A 16,060-nucleotide genomic window follows, 5' to 3' on the forward strand; every position below is an offset into this window, starting at 1 on the left:
ACCGGCGATTTTGGCCCGCCTGGCGCGCGCGTCGCATGGTTCACCAAATTCACAAGCCGTTGCGCTTTACGGCAAACCGACCGTCGGCACCGGACCGGCACGCTACATTGACCGTCGACATTCGGCCATCATTGCCGCCCATGGAAACACCTCCCCTGACCAGCCGCCGCACGCTCGGCCATTACGATCGCCAGGCACAGGCCTTCTGGGACGGCACCCGCGATCATGACGTCAGCCAGAACCGCGCGGCGCTGCTGCGGCATATCACCGCGCCGGCGCCGCTGCGCATTCTGGACTTCGGCTGCGGGCCGGGGCGCGACCTGATCGCCTTTCGCGATCTTGGCCACGAGGTGACAGGTCTCGACGGTTCGGCGCAGTTTTGCCAGATGGCGCGTGCCCACAGCGGCTGCGAGGTCTGGCACCAGGATTTCCTGGCACTGGATCTGCCGGGCGGGCACTTCGACGGCGTGTTCGCCAACGCCTCGTTGTTTCACGTGCCAAGCGCCCACCTGCCGGCGGTGCTGCGTGCCCTTTTTGGCACACTCAAGCCCGGCGGCGTGCTGTTCGTCAGCAACCCGCGCGGCGACGATGGGGAAGGTTGGCAGGGCGATCGCTACGGCGTCTACCATTCTCTGGAAGGTTGGCGTCGCTACGTCACGGCCGCTGGTTTCGTCGAGATCGAACACTATTACCGGCCGGCCGGCCAGCCGCGCCACCTGCAACCCTGGCTGGCCACGGTCTGGCGCAAGCCCCGCGAGGAGGAGACACCATGAAAATCGACTGCTTTACCCATGTCATGCCGCCGCGTTTCTACGCCGCCATGAAGGCCAGGATGACCGGTCCGGACTACCTGTCGGGCATGATCGAATCGCTGCCGCATCTGGTCGATCTGCCGGCGCGCCTGGCGGTGATGGACCGTCACGGCATCGACGCGCAGGTCATTACCGCGTCCTCGCCGCCGATCGAGATCGCCATTCCGGACCCCGCCGCCGCGGCCGATCTGGCGCGCCTGGCGAACGACGAAATCGTCGAGATGGCCGCTGCGCACCCCGGCCGCTTCATCCCGGTCGGCACGGTGGCCATGAACGACCCGGCGCACATGGCGCGCGAGGCCGAGCGCTGCCTGACGCAGCTGGGCATGAAGGGCGTGCTGATCTATTCGTCCGCCGCCGGCCTGGCGCTGGACCGGCCGGAGTTTCGCGACTTTTTTGCGGTGATGGCGCAGCACGACTACCCGATCTGGCTGCATCCGGCGCGCGGCGGCGGCCAGGCCGACTACCGCGGCGAGGATCACTCCAAGTACTGGATCTGGCAGGTGTTTGGCTGGCCCTACGAGACCACGGCGGCCATGACGCGCCTGGTGTTCGACGGCCTGTTCGACCGCCACCCGGACATCAAGATCATCACCCACCACGCCGGGGCCATGGCGCCGGCCTTCGAGGCGCGCATCGACGCCATCTACGGCAAGCCCTCGATGCCCGAAATCCGCGCCGCGGCCGACAAGCTGGCGCGCCCGGCCAACGAATACTTCCGCCTGTTCTATGGCGACACGGCGCTGATGGGTGCGGTCGGCGGCCTCGCCGCGGCTTATGGCTATCTTGGCCCGGACCGGCTGCTGTTTGGCACCGACACGCCCTTCGACGGCACCGGCGGCGAGGATTTCACCCGCGATACGCTGTTCAGCATCGCCGCGCTGGCGGTGCCGCCGGCCGAGAAGCAAAAGATGCTGTCCGGCAACGCCATCCGGCTGATGAAGCTGAATGCCTGAGCTCCGATGGTGACGGCCGGCGGCGTACTGCTGCCGGAGGCACTGTGGCCGCAGGCGGTGTCCTGCCGGCACTGGGACGAGGCCGAAGTTCACCGCCGGCTGTGTGCCGATCCGGCCGGCTATCTCGCCTTCGCGGCCGGCTATCTGGCCGAACTCGCGTCCGGCCGGGCGCAGCTGCAAATGCCGGCCAAGCAGGTGCTGGATGACCCGGACGGTGGTGATTTCCGGCTCATGCCCTGCGTGCTGCGCGGCCCGCGCGGCACGCTCAAGTCGGTCAAGATCATCGGCACCAACCGCCGCCAGACGCTGTTGCCGGGCCAGATCACGGTCGGCGAGCTGCTGGTGCTGGACGCCGCCGAACAGTTCGTGCGCGAGCGCTTCGACGCCTGCCTGCTGTCGTCTGCCCGCACCGGTCTGGTGGCGGCGCTGGCGCTCGGTCGCCTGGCACCGCGCGCACGGCGCATTGCCGTGATCGGCGCCGGCCGGGTGGGGTTCTACACGGCGCTGTACTGCGCAGCGCTGGGGACAATCGAGCATATCGACCTTGCCGACCGTGACCACGTCCGCGCGCGCGATGTGGCAGAAACCCTGGCCCGGCACGGCCTGCCCTGCCGGGCCGTAGCGGCGGCCGATCCGGCCTGCGATGCCTGGCTGCTGGCCACCACCAGCGAGGCGCCGTTTTGCGAACCGCCTCCGGCGGCACCGACGGTCGTCGTGAGCCTGGGTGCCGATGCCGCCGGGCAGCGCGAACTGGCCGATGCCTGGGCGGGTCGAGCGCGGCTGTGGGTGGATTCGGCCGACGCCGTGAACTACGGCGACCTGCTGGCCTGGCGCCGGCAGGGGCTGATCGACGACGCACCGCCACCCGACCTGCTGGCGCTGCGCTGCGATCCGCCCGAACCGGCTGCGCCGGGCGAGCAGCGCCTGTTCATCAGCACCGGCTGCGCGTTGTACGACAACCTGACGGCGGCCTATCTGCTGGCCGGCGAAGACTAGCCCCGGCAAGAGGCCCGGACTGTCCGGATATGACGCGACGCGTGCAGGAGCCCGGCCATGCCGGCCGATGGATGCGATCACGCCCCATCGCGCAGCACCGCTGCGCTCCAACATCAACGGATACCGCGCGATGAATTCCGCTCGCCGCGAGGCGCTGCTGCCGATCGCCGCCCTGCTGCTCGCCTGCGCCGGGGCGTGGTTCGTGCCGCAGGCCCTGGTGCCGCTCAAGGCCGCCATCGTGCCGGCGCTCGGCCTGATCATGTTCGGCATGGGCCTGACGCTGACAGGACCGCAGCTGGCCGCCGTGGTGCGCCGTCCGCGCTGGCTGCTGCTGGGCATCGGGCTGCAGTTCCTGATCATGCCGGCGCTGGCCTGGGGCATCGCGGCGAAGCTCGGCCTGCCGGCGACGCTGGCCGCCGGCCTGATCCTGGTCGGCGCCTGCCCGGGCGGTACGGCGTCGAACGTCATGACCTATCTGGCCCGTGGCGACGTGGCGCTGTCGGTGGCCATGACGGCCGCGTCCACCCTCGTCGCGCCGCTGCTCACGCCCTGGGTCACGCTGTGGCTGGCCGGCGCGCGCGTGGACGTGCCGGCGCTGGCCATGCTCATCGACATCCTGCGCATCGTGCTGCTGCCGGTGCTGGCCGGCATGCTGCTGCGCCGTTACCTGGCCGGCTTTGCCGAGCGCCTGGCCGGCTGGCTGCCGGGGCTGTCCATGCTGCTGATCGCGCTCATCGTGGCCATCATCCTGGCCCTGAACCGCCACCAGCTGGCCGCCACCGGCGTGCTGGTGGCGACTGCCGTGGTGCTGCACAACGGCCTGGGCTTTGCGCTGGGCTATCTGGGCGCACGCCTGGGCGGCGCTGGGCCGGCGCAGCGGCGCGCCATCGCCATCGAGGTCGGCATGCAGAACTCGGGTCTGGCCACGGCGCTTGCCATCAAGTTCCTGCCGCCGCTGGCGGCGCTGCCGGCGGCGCTGTTCTCGGTGTGGCAGAACCTGGCGGGGTTGGGGCTGGCGGCCCTGTGGCGGCGCGGGCGGTAGTTCCGAAAACACCCCGGATTCCGCTGCGCTGCATCCAGGCTACGGCCGAAATGCCGCCCCGGCAGACACAGTGCGGGCGGCGGCCTTAAGCTGCGCCGCGTCTACAAGGGAGCCCCCATGCCGCTGAGCTGGAACGAAATCAAGGACCGCGCCCTGGCGTTCTCGCGCGAGTGGGCGCAGGTCGCGTCCGAAGACGCCGAGGCCAAATCCTTCTGGGACGATTTCTTCAACGTCTTTGGCGTGTCGCGGCGGCGCACGGCCAGCTTCGAGCGCAAGGTCAAAAAGATTGACGGCAAGGATGGCTACATCGACCTGCTGTGGAAAGGCGTGGTGCTGGTGGAGCACAAGTCGCGCGGCAAGGACCTGGACCGCGCCTACCAGCAGGCGCGCGATTACTTTCCCGGCCTCATGGACGTCGAGTTGCCGCGCTACATCGTCGTTTCCGACTTCGCGCGCTTTCGCATCCACGATCTTGAAACCGGCGAGCAGCACCAGTTCCCGCTGCAAGACCTGCACAAGCAGGTGCGGCGTTTTGCCTTCATCGCCGGCTACCAGACCCACACCTACAAGGAACAGGACCCCATCAACCTGAAGGCGGCCGAGCGCATGGGCCGCCTGTACGACCGCCTCAAGCTCATCGGCTACGACGGCCATCCCCTGCAAGTGCTGCTGGTGCGCGTGCTGTTCTGCCTGTTCGCGGAAGACACCGGCATCTTCGAGCGCGCGCAGTTCATGGAATACCTCACCCAGCGCACCGGCGCGGACGGCTCCGACGTTGGCACGCGCCTGGCGGAGCTGTTCCAGGTGCTCAACACCCCGCCCGAACGGCGCATGCGCACGCTGGACGAACAACTGGCCGCCTTCCCGTACATCAACGGCGCGCTGTTTGGCGAATTCCTGCCCATCGCGGCCTTCGACGGCGCCATGCGGGACGCCCTGCTGGATGCCTGCGCACTGGACTGGTCCGGCATCAGCCCGGCCATCTTCGGCGGCCTGTTCCAGTCCGTGATGGACGACAAGGCCCGCCGTAACCTCGGCGCGCACTACACCAGCGAAAAGAACATCCTGAAGCTGATCGGCCCGCTGTTTCTGGACGAACTGCGGGCCGAGTTCGAGCGGATCAAGGGCAACCGCGCCCGGCTGTTGGAATTTCACAGCAAGCTGCGCTCGCTCACGTTTCTGGACCCCGCCTGCGGCTGCGGCAATTTCCTGGTCATCGCCTACCGCGAGCTGCGCCTGCTGGAACTGGACGTGTTGCGCGCCAGCACTGGCGACGCGCGCAGCCACAGCCTGGCGCTGGACCTGCACGGCTTTCTATCCGTGGGCGTGGACCAGTTCTACGGCATCGAGATCGAGGAATTCCCGTCCCAGATCGCCCAGGTCGCCCTGTGGCTGATCGACCACCAGATGAACCTGAAGGTCAGCGAGGAATTCGGCCAGTACTTCGCCCGCATTCCCCTCACCAGCAGCCCGCACATCGTGAACGGCAACGCGCTGCGGCTGGATTGGGAGGCGGTGGTGCCGCGCGAGCGGCTGAGCTACATATTGGGAAATCCCCCATTTAAGGGCCACCACCTACAAAGTGAGGACGAAAAGCGTGACATGCTGGCCTGTTTCGGTGAAGAGAAAGCTGCTGGTGTTATGGACTTCGTTACCGCCTGGTACTGTAAGGCCGCCACGTTTATCCGCTATACGCCGATAAAGGTTGCGTTCGTCTCGACCAATTCCATCACGCAGGGCGAACAGGTTGGAATTTTATGGCGGGCACTACAGCACAAGGCCCCAGTGGAAATACATTTCGCTCACCGCACTTTTCGGTGGAGTAACGAGGCACGCGGCGTGGCCGCGGTATTTTGTGTGATTATTGGATTCGCGGCGCACAATGCATCCGACAAAATCATCTACGCCTACGATACGGTGGATTCAGACCCACATGCGTTCAAGGCCACGCAGATCAACGCTTATTTGGTTGACGCACCCTGGGTTCTGCTCGACAATCGTGCAAGCAATCCATTCGGAATGCCGGAGATGATGTACGGCAGCAAGCCAACCGATAATGGACATTTCCTATTTACTGATGACGAGGCCAAAGCATTTCTCGCAGAAGAACCCGATGCGGCGAAATTCATAAAGCCTTTTCTCAGCGCTCACGAATATCTTCACAACGAGAAGCGTTGGGTTCTGTGGCTGTTTGGGGCGGCGCCTGATGAGATCAACCGGCTGCCGAAGGTTAAAGAACGTGTGCAAAGTGTCAACCGCTTCCGCAAGGCCAGCAAGGCAGCCTCAACCCGCGCCTATCCCTACCCGACTTTGTTCCGACAAGTCACGCAACCGCGATCAGAGTATGTACTAATTCCAGGCCACACCTCAGAAAATCGCGCTTTTATTCCATTCGGTTTCTTTCCAATGGACCACATTGTTGGTAACAGTTGCTTTTCCTTGCCAGGTGCGACCAGATTTCACTTCGGCGTGATTCAGGCATCAATGCACATGGCCTGGGTGCGCTACACATGTGGTCGCTTAAAGAGCGATTTCCGGTATTCCAAGGACATCGTCTACAACAACTTCCCCTGGCCGATGGACGCCACCGACAAGCAAAAGGACGCCATCGAAACCGCCGCGCAAGGCGTGCTGGACGCCCGCGCCAGATTCCCGGATTCCTCGCTGGCCGACTTGTACGACCCGCTGACCATGCCGTCCGAACTGGTGCGGGCGCACCAGGCGCTGGACCGCGCCGTGGACGCCGCCTATGTGCCCAGCGGCGGCAAGAAAAACTACGCCTCGGATGCCGAGCGCGTGGCCTTTCTGTTCGACCTCTACCAACGCCTGACCAGCCTGCTGCCGGCGGTCAGACCGAAGAAGACTCGGCAAAAAAACTAGCCTGCGCGGGGACGGTCGCCGGTACTGCGCCGGCCGGAGACCGACAGTCGCGCTAACGGTGCCGCGCAACGGGTCATCGCTGGCATGGGCGTGTCGGTGGTGGCGCGAGCCACGGTGTCATTGGATCGGCAGGATGCCGGTCAGAACACCAGCACGCCCAGAAGCACCCCGAACACCAGGACGATCAGGAAGATGATCAGCGCAATGTAGAAGAGCGCCTTGGATATCGATTTGGCGCCGGACGCAACGCCGCTGAAGCCAAAGAACCCGGCGACAAGTGAAATCACGAAAAAAATCAATGCCCACTTAATCATTCCAGGTTGCCGCAGCAGCCCGGCCATGCCGGGAAAACATCGTGCGTCAGCCCCGCCGCGCCCGGGCGGCCAGCGCCCGCCCCGCCTTGCTGCCGGACGGCCGGCCGAGCGCCTCGCTGATGTAGGCGCCGGCGGCGCACAGGGCATCCAGGTCAACACCCGTCTCGATGCCGAGGCCATGCAGCATGTAGACCACGTCTTCGCTGGCCACGTTGCCGCTGGCGCCGGGTGCGTAGGGGCAGCCGCCCAGGCCGGCCACGGAGCTGTCGACGCTGGCGATGCCAAGGTCCAGGCAGGCCAGGATGTTGGCCAGGGCCTGGCCGTAGGTGTCGTGAAAATGCAGGGCCAGCGGGGCGGTCGGCAGCGCCTGGCGGACCCGCGACAGCAGCGCGCGCGCCTTGCCGGGCGTACCGACGCCGATGGTGTCGCCCAGCGAGACTTCGTAGCAGCCCAGCTCGAACAGTGCCGCGGCCAGCTCGGCGACTTTTGCCGGGTCGGTGGCGCCCTCGTAGGGGCAGCCCAGCACGCAGGACACGTAGCCGCGCAGGCGCACGCCGGCGGCGCGGGCCGGCGCGGCGATGGCGGCGGCGCGCTGCAGGGACTCGTCGATCGTGCAGCGGGTGTTGTGCTGCGAGAAGGTCTCGGACGCGGCGGTGAAAAGTCCGAGTTCGTCGATGCCGCAGGCCAGCGCCCGTTCGAGGCCCTGCACGTTGGGCGCCAGGGCGGCGTAGCTGACGCCCGGCCGGCGCTTCAGGCCCGCGCAGACGGCCTGCGCGTCGGCCATCTGCGGCACCGCCTTGGGACTGACGAAGGCGGCGACTTCGATGTAGCTGAGGCCCGTTGCCTGCAGGCGGTCGATCAGGCCGAGTTTCACATCTGGCGGCACGGTGTCCGGAATGTTCTGCAGGCCGTCGCGGGGCCCCATCTCGCAGATGCGGATACGCTGCGGCAGGCTGCCCGGCAGCACGTCAGGTCTCCTGCGGGACGAAGCTGACCAGCACCGCGGCGGCCGGCACGAAATCGCCGGTCGCCCCGCCGACGCTCTCGATCACGCCGTCGTGCGGGGCGACGATGCGGTGCTCCATCTTCATCGCTTCGAGCACCAGCAGCAGGTCGCCCTTGGCCACCTGTTGACCGACCTGCACGGCCACCTGCACCAGCTTGCCGGGCAGGGGCGCGGTCAGGCGCAGTTCGGCTTCTTCCTCGCCGGCCTCGGCGGCCAGCGGGTCCAGGTAATGCAATCGCAGTCGCTGCGGGCCGGCCAGTTCGAAACTCCCGCCGCTGCGCCAGACGCGCCAGGTTTGCTGCCCGGCCGGGCCATCGACGGTGACTGTGGCCTCATCCCGGCGGCCGTCGAGCGGACCGTCCAGATCATCGCACTGCCAGTCGTAACCGCCATCGTTGCGGCCGGTGAGGGTGATGGCGTGCTGCGTCTGGTCGGCTGTCTGCCACAGCACGGTGCGCCTGGCCGGCACGCCGACCCGAAACGGCCCGGCCAGCGACCACGGCGAGGCGCGGTCGTTGCCGTGCCCGCTTAAAGCCGCTGCCTGTTCGTCGCTTGTCAGGCGCCAGGTGGCGGCCAAAAGCGCGTCGACCGCTGGCGGCGTGGCTGCGACCAGGCCGTCCAGCACGCCTTCCAGCCAGCCGGTGTGGTGCTGCACGGCGGCGAAATCGTCGGTAGCCAGAATGCGCTCCAGCAGCGCCACGTTGCTGGCCACGCCCACGGTGGCCGTCTCGGCCAGCATGGCCAATAACCGCGCGCGGGCCTGTTCGCGGTCCTCGCCCCAGGCGATCAGCTTGGCCAGCAGCGAGTCGTAATGCGAGGGCACGCTGTCGCCGGTCTCAAACCCAGTATCGACGCGCCGCCCCGGCCCGGCGGCGGGCAGCGCCAGCGTGTCCAGCCGGCCCACGCCGGGCAGGAAGCCGCGCGCCGGGTCTTCCGCGCACAGGCGCACCTCGATGGCATGGCCGCGGCGCGGGATGTCGGCCTGCGCCAGCGGCAGCGGCTCGCCGGCCGCCACGCGCAGCTGCCATTCGACCAGGTCGAGTCCGGTGACCAGCTCCGTGACCGGGTGCTCCACCTGCAGGCGGGTGTTCATTTCGAGGAAATAGAAGGCCCCGTCGGGCGCCAGCAGGAACTCCACCGTGCCGGCGCCGCGGTAGCCGACCGCCTGCGCGGCGCGTACCGCTGCCGCGCCCATGGCCGTGCGCTGCGTGTCGGACAGGCTCGGCGCCGGGGCTTCCTCCACCACCTTCTGGTGCCGGCGCTGCACGGAGCAATCGCGCTCGAACAGGTGCAGCGCGTTGCCGTGCGCATCGGCGAACACCTGCACCTCGACGTGCCGGGCGCCGGTCACGTAGCGCTCCAGCAGCAACGTGTCGTCGCCAAAGGCGGCCAGCGACTCGCGCCGCGCGCCGGCGATGGCGTCGGCCAGGCCATCGGGCGCGTCCACGCGGCGCATGCCGCGCCCGCCGCCGCCGGCCGCGGCCTTGACCAGCAGCGGGTAGCCCACGCCACCGGCCGCCTTGATCAACTGCGCGTCGTCCGCGCCCGGCGCGTCGAAGCCCGGCACCACCGGCACCTCGGCCTGCACCACCAGGCGCTTGGCGGCGTCCTTGGCGCCCATGGCCTCGATGGCCTCCGGCGGCGGGCCGATGAAGACCAGCCCGGCCTGCGCGCAGCGGCGCGCGAACTGCGCGTTCTCGGCCAGAAAGCCGTAACCGGGGTGGATGGCCTGCGCGCCGCTGGCGAGTGCGGCGCCGATCACGGCCTCGATGTTCAGATACGACTGCGCCGCCGGCGCCGGTCCCAGGCGTTGTGCCCGGTCGGCCAGGCGCACGTGGCGGGCGCCGGCATCGGCGTCCGAGTACACGGCCACGGTGCGGATGCCCAGCCGGCGGGCGGTGGCGATGACGCGGCAGGCGATTTCGCCGCGGTTGGCGATCAGGATCGTGTTGAACACGTCAGCGCATCCATTCCGGGGCCCGGCGGGCGAAAAAGGCACGCAGTCCTTCCTGACCTTCGTCCGACACGCGAAGGCGGGCGATCAGGGCGGCGGTGTCGCGCTTGAGCGCGTCGCGGTCGGCGGCCGTCTGCACGTCCTCGACCAGGCGCTTGCAGGCCACCAGCGCCTGCGGCCCGCCGTGCAGCAGGTGCTCGACCAGGGTGTTGACGGTGGCGTCGAGCGCCTGTGCGGCCACCGCCTCGTGCAGCAGGCCGATGCGCAGGGCGTGACGGGCGTCGAAGCGCTCGCCGGTCAGGAAATACCGCCGCGCCTCGCGGGCGCCGATGGCGCGGATGACGTAGGGCGCGATGGTGGCCGGCGCCAGCCCCAGACGCACTTCGGTCAGGCCGAACTTTGCGTCCGCCGTGCCCACGGCGATGTCGCAGCAGGCCACCAGCCCCACGCCGCCGCCCAGCGCACTGCCGTTGACGCGCGCAATGGTGGGCTTGGGCAGGCGGTCCAGCAGCTCCAGCAGGTTGGCGAGCTGGCGGGCATCGGCCTCGTTTTCGGCGGCGCTGAAGCCGATCATCGACTTCATCCAGCCCAGGTCGCCGCCGGCCGAGAAGGTCTCGCCGACACCGGTCAGCACCACCACCCGCACCGCCGGATCGGTGCCCAGCCGGCCCAGCAGATGGCTCAGTTCGGTGATGACCACATCGTTGAAGGCGTTGTGCACCTGCGGGCGGTTCAGCGCCAGCGTGGCCACGCCGCGGTGGTCGGTATGCAGGGTCAGGGTTTGCAGGGTGTCCATGGCCGCCTCACATCCGAAACACGCCAAAGCGCGGCTCGCCAATCGGCGCGTTCAGCGATGCCGACAGGGCCAGGCCGAGCACCGTGCGGGTGTCGGCCGGGTCGATCACGCCGTCGTCCCACAGCCGGGCAGTGGCGTAGTAGGGATGGCCCTGGACCTCGTACTGCTCGCGAATCGGCGCCTTGAAGGCGTCTTCCGCCTCGGCCGACCAGCTGTCGCCGCGCGCCTCGATGTTGTCGCGCCGCACCGTGGCCAGGACACTCGCGGCCTGCTCGCCGCCCATCACCGAGATGCGGGCGTTGGGCCACATCCACAGAAAGCGCGGCCCGTAGGCGCGCCCGCACATGCCGTAGTTGCCGGCCCCGAACGAGCCGCCGATGATGACCGTGAACTTGGGCACCTGTGCGTTGGCCACGGCGTGGACCAGCTTGGCGCCGTCCTTGGCGATGCCGCGGCTCTCGTACTCGCGCCCGACCATGAAGCCGGTGATGTTCTGCAGGAACAGCAGCGGAATCCTGCGCTGACAGCACAGCTCGATGAAATGCGCGCCCTTGAGGGCGGACTCCGAGAACAGGATGCCGTTGTTGGCGATGATGCCGACCGGATAACCCCACAGGTGCGCGAAGCCGCACACCAGCGTGGTGCCGTACAGCTGCTTGAACTCCTGGAATTCGGAGCCGTCCACCAGGCGGGCGATGACCTCGCGCACGTCGAACGGCTGGCGCGCATCGGCCGGCACCAGGCCGTACAGCTCGTGGGCGTCGTAACGCGGCGCCACCGGCTCGCGCAGCGGCAGGTCGATGGTCTTGCTGCGGTTGAGCGTGCCCACGATGTCGCGGGCAATGCCCAGCGCGTGCAGGTCGTTCCTGGCCAGGTAATCGGTGACGCCCGAGGTGCGGCTATGCACGTCGCCGCCGCCCAGATCCTCGGCGCTCACCACCTCGCCGGTGGCCGCCTTCACCAGCGGCGGGCCGCCCAGGAAGATCGTGCCCTGATTTCTGACGATCACCGTCTCGTCGCACAGCGCCGGCACATACGCGCCGCCGGCCGTGCAGGAGCCCATGACGATGGCGATCTGCGGGATGCCGGCCGCCGACATCACCGACTGGTTGTAGAAGATGCGCCCGAAGTGGTGCTGGTCGGGGAATACCTCGTCCTGCAGCGGCAGGAAGCCGCCGCCGGAATCGACCAGGTAGATGCACGGCAGGCGGTTCTCGAGCGCGATCTGCTGCGCACGCAGGTGTTTCTTGACCGTCAGCGGGTAGTAGGTGCCGCCCTTGACGGTGGCGTCGTTGGCGACGATCACCACCTCCTGCCCGCACACCCGGCCAATGCCGGTGACGATGCCGGCCGACGGCGCCTCGTCCCCGTAAAGACCCAGCGCCGCCAGCGGCGAGAGTTCCATAAACGGCGTGCCCGGATCGAGCAGCGCCTCCACGCGCTGCCGAGGCAGCAACTTGCCGCGCGCGGAGTGCTTGGCCTTGGCGTGCTCGGGGCCGCCGGTGGCGTACTGCGCCAGCTTGGCCTTCAGGTCCGCCACCAGCGCGCGGTTGTGCGCGGCGTCGGCCTGGAACTGCGGCGTGGCGGGATTCAGCTTGCTGTCCAGTACCGGCACGCGGGGCCTCCTCGGTTCGGTGTGCGGCCGGGTTACGCCGGATCGTCCGCGGCCACCCGCAGCAGGATTTTGCCCCGCGTGTGGTGACTTTCGCTCATCTCGTGCGCACGGGCGGCTTGCTCCAGCGGCAGCAGCGGGCCGATCTGCGGGCGCAGCCGGCCCTGCGCGGCCAGCTGCGCGATCTTCTCAAGCTGCGCGCCGTCGGCCCGCGCAATCAGCAGCTGCGAGCTCACCGGCCCGATCTGCAGGTCCTGTTCGGTGGCCACCGGACTGAGCAGCACGATGCGCGTGCCGGCGTGTACCAACGGCCGGGCGCCCTGCAGGGACACGCCGGCAAAGGCGGCGAAGATCACGTCCACACCGGCCGGGAACTGTGCCGCGATGCGGGCGGCAAAATCCGGTGCCTGGTAGTCCACCACCAAGGCGGCGCCCAGGCTGCGCACGAACTCATGATTGGCCGGGCTGGCGCTGGCGATGACCGTTGCCCCCGCGTCGCAGGCCAACTGCACGGCCAGGCTGCCGACGCCGCCGGCCGCGCCGGTGATCAGCACCACCTCGCCGCGCTTCAATTGCGCGACTTCGAACAGGCCCTGCCAGGCTGTGTGGCCGGCCACCGGCAGCGCCGCTGCCTGCTCGAAGCTCAGATTGGCCGGCTTGTGCGCCAGCTTGGCGGCCTCGACCGGGACATATTCGGCGTAGCCACCCCAGTGCATCAGCCGCTGCTGCAGAAAGACCAACACGGCATCGCCGACCGCAAAATCCCGCACCGCGGCGCCGACCTGGGCCACCACGCCCGAGACCTCGCGACCCATGATGGCAGGGAATTCGTAGGCCACGAAATCCTTCAGCTGACCTTTCCGGATGCGCCAGTCGATGGGGTTGACGGCGGCCACGCGGACCGCCACCAGCACCTGCTCGTGGGTGATCGGCGGCATGGGCCGGTCGACGAGTTGCAGTTGCTCTGGGCCGCCGAAGTCATGGATGACGATCGCTTTCATGCGCAGGGGCGCTCTGGTTTGGGGGAAGCCGCCCGGCAGCGACGAAGGGCTGTCATTACAAGGAGCGGGCCATGCCCGCTCCTGCACCACACGCGCCGGGCCGTGGCGCGGGGTGAATGGAAGGAGCGCTTACAACAGCTCCACCGCCAGCGCGGTGGCCTCGCCACCGGCCAGGCAGATCGCCGCCACGCCGTACTTGCCGCCGCGCCGGCGCAGGGCGTTCAGCAGCGTCACCACGATGCGCGCGCCGGAGGCGCCGACCGGATGCCCCAGCGCGCAGGCCCCGCCCAGCACGTTCATCTTCTCGTGCGGGATGCGCAGTTCCTGCATCACCGTCATCGGTACCACGGCGAAGGCCTCGTTCACTTCGTACAGATCGGGCTTGTCCGGCGTCCAGCCGAGCTTGCGCAGCAGCAGCTCGATGGCGCCGACCGGCGCGGTGGTGAACCAGGCCGGGTTCTGGGCGTGGGTGGCGTGCCCCAGCACCCGTGCCAGGGGCTTCAGGCCGCGGCGGGCGGCTTCTTCCTCGGCCATCAGCACCAATGCGGCGGCGCCATCGGAGATGGACGACGAGTTGGCGGCGGTGACCGTGCCGCCTTCCTTGAAGGCGGGCTTCAAGGTGGGAATCTTGTCGATCTTCGCCGTCAGCGGCTGCTCGTCCTTGTCGTAGCTGACTTCGCCCGCCTTGGTCTTGACCGTCACCGGCACGATCTCGGTGGCCGAGTCGCCCTCATTGGTGGCGCGCTGGGCGCGGCGCAGGGACTCCATGGCAAAGGCGTCCTGCTGCTCGCGGCTGAAACCCTGCTTGTCGGCGCAGCGCTCGGCAAAGGCGCCCATCAGCAGGCCCTCGCGCACGTCCTGCAGACCGTCGCAGAACATGTGGTCGAGCACCTGCCCGTGGCCCATGCGCAGGCCCTGGCGCACCTTGGGCAGGAGGTACGGCGCGTTGCTCATGGACTCCATGCCGCCGGCCAGGGCGACCTTCACGTCGCCGCTGCGAATCTGGTCGAAGGCGTACATGGTCGCCTTCATGGCCGAGCCGCACATCTTGTTGACGGTGGTCACCGGCACGCCCAGCGACAGGCCGGCCTTGAGCACCGCCTGGCGGCCGGGCGCCTGGCCCTGGCCGGCCGGCAGCACGCAGCCGATGTGCGCATCCTCGATCTGCGCCCCGTCCACGCCGGCATCGGCGACCACGGCGGCAATCGCGGCGGCGCCCAGATCCGAGGCCGACAGGCTGGCGAACTGGCCCTGAAAACTGCCCAGGGCGGTACGCCGGGCGGCAACGATGACGACGTTGGTTGTCATGGTGATGTGCTCCTGATGCAGTGAAGTGCTTGAGCGACACAACCGCTTTTGGCGGTGTGCTCCTTGTGAATCTGATCGAACGGCGCGACCGCTCAGGCGGTCTGGTCGAACAGCTCGCGGCCGATCAGCATGCGGCGGATTTCGTTGGTGCCGGCGCCGATGTCGTACAGCTTGGCGTCGCGCAGCAGCCGACCGGTGGGGTAGTCGTTGATGTAGCCGTTGCCGCCCAGGCACTGGATGGCTTCCAGTGCCACGCGCACCGCGCTTTCCGACGCGTACAGCAGGCAGGCGGCGGCGTCCTTGCGCGACGGCCGGCCGGCGTCCACCGCCTCGGCCACGCGGTAGGCAAACGCCCGTGCCGACTGCAGGGCCACGTACATGTCGGCGAGCTTGCCCTGCATCAGCTGAAAGGTGCCGATGGCCTGCCCGAACTGGCGGCGCTCGTGCACGTAGGGCAGCGCCACGTCCATGGCCGCCTGCATGATGCCCAGCGGCCCGCCGCACAGGGTCACGCGCTCCGAATCCAGGCCTCGCATCAACACCTTGACGCCCTGGTTGACCGCGCCCAGCACGTTTTCAGCCGGAATTTCGCAGTCCCGAAACACCAGCTCGCAGGTGTTGCTGCCGCGCATGCCGAGCTTGTCGAGCTTCTGCGCCGTGCTGAAGCCCGGCATCCCCTTCTCGATGATGAAGGCGGTGATGGTGCGCGAGCCCTTGGCGGCGTCGTCGGTGCGCATGTAGACCACCAGCACGTCGGCATCCGGGCCGTTGGTGATCCACATCTTGCTGCCGTTGGCGATCCACACCTCGCCACGCTGCACCGCCGTGCAGCGCATGGAGCCGACCACGTCCGATCCGGAACCGGGCTCGGACATGGCGAGCGCGCCGACGTGTTCGCCGGAGCACAGCTTGGGCAGGAACCTGCGCCGCTGCGAGTCGGTACCGTTCAGGTACAGGTTGTTCACGCACAGATTGGAATGCGCGCCATAGGACATGCCCACCGACGCGCTGGCGCGGGAAATTTCCTCGATCGCCACCAGGTGCGCCCGGTAGCTCATGCCGCTGCCGCCGAATTCCTCCGGCACCGTCATCCCCAGCAGGCCGAGCTCGCCCATGCGCTGCCACAGGTGCATGGGGAATTCGTTGCTGCGGTCGATCTGGTCCGCCAGCGGCGCCACCTCGTCACGTGCAAAGCGCGCCACGGTGTCGCGCAGCAGGTCGAGTTCTTCATCCAGATGCACGTCGAATGACACCGCCAGCCCCCGCCGGTGATTGAGTTGAACGACCGGTAACGGGCCGAATACTATCACCTGCGGTGCCCCTCCAAGGCGCCCGAAAGCGGGCCAAGTGGCCTGTGTTAGAGTCCAAACCGACCGCATATCG

13 protein-coding genes are annotated in these 16,060 nt (G+C 68.2%); 5 read left to right on the plus strand and 8 right to left on the minus strand.

The annotated features are described in order from the left end of the window. The first annotated feature begins 140 nt into the window (after positions 1 to 140). From PG2T_RS12210 to PG2T_RS12230, 5 genes are all read left to right on the plus strand, one after another. A complete protein-coding gene (locus tag PG2T_RS12210; RefSeq protein ID WP_068805907.1) occupies positions 141 to 773 on the plus strand; it encodes a class I SAM-dependent methyltransferase in 633 nt (210 codons plus the stop codon). Next, positions 770 to 1,768, plus strand: a complete 999-nt coding sequence (locus tag PG2T_RS12215) for an amidohydrolase family protein (RefSeq protein WP_068805910.1) — start codon at positions 770 to 772, stop codon at positions 1,766 to 1,768. The genes PG2T_RS12210 and PG2T_RS12215 overlap by 4 nt, the downstream gene beginning before the upstream one ends. Positions 1,769 to 1,774: 6 nt before the next feature. Next, on the plus strand, positions 1,775 to 2,764 hold the full coding sequence (locus tag PG2T_RS12220) for a hypothetical protein (RefSeq protein WP_068805913.1): 990 nt from the start codon (positions 1,775 to 1,777) through the stop codon (positions 2,762 to 2,764). Positions 2,765 to 2,894: 130 nt separating this feature from the next. Then, entirely contained in the window at positions 2,895 to 3,806 is a 912-nt protein-coding gene (locus tag PG2T_RS12225) for a bile acid:sodium symporter family protein (protein ID WP_068808339.1), read from the plus strand. A 117-nt stretch (positions 3,807 to 3,923) separates the two neighbouring features. After that, positions 3,924 to 6,686, plus strand: a complete 2,763-nt coding sequence (locus tag PG2T_RS12230; protein WP_068805916.1) for a DNA methyltransferase — start codon at positions 3,924 to 3,926, stop codon at positions 6,684 to 6,686. A gap of 140 nt (positions 6,687 to 6,826) precedes the next feature. Here PG2T_RS12230 and PG2T_RS12235 read toward each other — a convergent pair whose 3' ends face one another. The 8 genes from PG2T_RS12235 to PG2T_RS12270 all read right to left on the minus strand — a co-directional run bounded on the left by PG2T_RS12235 (position 6,827) and on the right by PG2T_RS12270 (position 15,930). Beyond that, complete coding sequence (locus tag PG2T_RS12235) at positions 6,827 to 7,000, minus strand: DUF1328 domain-containing protein (RefSeq protein WP_068805919.1); 174 nt, start codon at positions 6,998 to 7,000, stop codon at positions 6,827 to 6,829. A gap of 46 nt (positions 7,001 to 7,046) precedes the next feature. After that, a complete protein-coding gene (locus PG2T_RS12240) occupies positions 7,047 to 7,967 on the minus strand; it encodes a hydroxymethylglutaryl-CoA lyase (protein ID WP_269465824.1) in 921 nt (306 codons plus the stop codon). Between the two features lies 1 nt (position 7,968). After that, entirely contained in the window at positions 7,969 to 9,963 is a 1,995-nt protein-coding gene (locus tag PG2T_RS12245) for an acetyl/propionyl/methylcrotonyl-CoA carboxylase subunit alpha (RefSeq protein ID WP_068805922.1), read from the minus strand. Between the two features lies 1 nt (position 9,964). After that, positions 9,965 to 10,756 carry an enoyl-CoA hydratase/isomerase family protein gene (locus tag PG2T_RS12250; RefSeq protein WP_068805925.1) on the minus strand — a complete coding sequence of 264 codons (792 nt, stop codon included), beginning with the start codon at positions 10,754 to 10,756 and terminating at the stop codon, positions 9,965 to 9,967. Between the two features lie 7 nt (positions 10,757 to 10,763). Next, positions 10,764 to 12,371 carry a carboxyl transferase domain-containing protein gene (locus PG2T_RS12255; RefSeq protein WP_068805927.1) on the minus strand — a complete coding sequence of 536 codons (1,608 nt, stop codon included), beginning with the start codon at positions 12,369 to 12,371 and terminating at the stop codon, positions 10,764 to 10,766. Positions 12,372 to 12,403: 32 nt separating this feature from the next. Further along, the gene (locus PG2T_RS12260) at positions 12,404 to 13,369 is read right to left on the minus strand and encodes an NADP-dependent oxidoreductase (protein WP_068805930.1); all 966 of its coding nucleotides are present in this window, start codon (positions 13,367 to 13,369) and stop codon (positions 12,404 to 12,406) included. Positions 13,370 to 13,498: 129 nt separating this feature from the next. Then, positions 13,499 to 14,677: an acetyl-CoA C-acyltransferase gene (locus PG2T_RS12265; protein WP_068805933.1), complete on the minus strand. Its 1,179-nt coding sequence runs from the start codon at positions 14,675 to 14,677 to the stop codon at positions 13,499 to 13,501. Positions 14,678 to 14,769: 92 nt separating this feature from the next. Next, the gene (locus tag PG2T_RS12270; protein ID WP_068805936.1) at positions 14,770 to 15,930 is read right to left on the minus strand and encodes an isovaleryl-CoA dehydrogenase; all 1,161 of its coding nucleotides are present in this window, start codon (positions 15,928 to 15,930) and stop codon (positions 14,770 to 14,772) included. Between the last annotated feature and the right edge of the window lie 130 nt (positions 15,931 to 16,060).

The organism is Immundisolibacter cernigliae, from assembly GCF_001697225.1.
Lineage (GTDB): Bacteria > Pseudomonadota > Gammaproteobacteria > Immundisolibacterales > Immundisolibacteraceae > Immundisolibacter > Immundisolibacter cernigliae.

Coding starts and splice junctions, on each gene's coding strand:
- PG2T_RS12265 (WP_068805933.1), bottom strand. CDS start 14,677: ATGACAACCAACGTCGTCATCGTTGCCGCCCGGCGTACCGCCCTGGGC.
- PG2T_RS12235 (WP_068805919.1), bottom strand. CDS start 7,000: ATGATTAAGTGGGCATTGATTTTTTTCGTGATTTCACTTGTCGCCGGG.
- PG2T_RS12230 (WP_068805916.1), top strand. CDS start 3,924: ATGCCGCTGAGCTGGAACGAAATCAAGGACCGCGCCCTGGCGTTCTCG.
- PG2T_RS12210 (WP_068805907.1), top strand. CDS start 141: ATGGAAACACCTCCCCTGACCAGCCGCCGCACGCTCGGCCATTACGAT.
- PG2T_RS12215 (WP_068805910.1), top strand. CDS start 770: ATGAAAATCGACTGCTTTACCCATGTCATGCCGCCGCGTTTCTACGCC.
- PG2T_RS12220 (WP_068805913.1), top strand. CDS start 1,775: ATGGTGACGGCCGGCGGCGTACTGCTGCCGGAGGCACTGTGGCCGCAG.
- PG2T_RS12260 (WP_068805930.1), bottom strand. CDS start 13,369: ATGAAAGCGATCGTCATCCATGACTTCGGCGGCCCAGAGCAACTGCAA.
- PG2T_RS12225 (WP_068808339.1), top strand. CDS start 2,895: ATGAATTCCGCTCGCCGCGAGGCGCTGCTGCCGATCGCCGCCCTGCTG.
- PG2T_RS12250 (WP_068805925.1), bottom strand. CDS start 10,756: ATGGACACCCTGCAAACCCTGACCCTGCATACCGACCACCGCGGCGTG.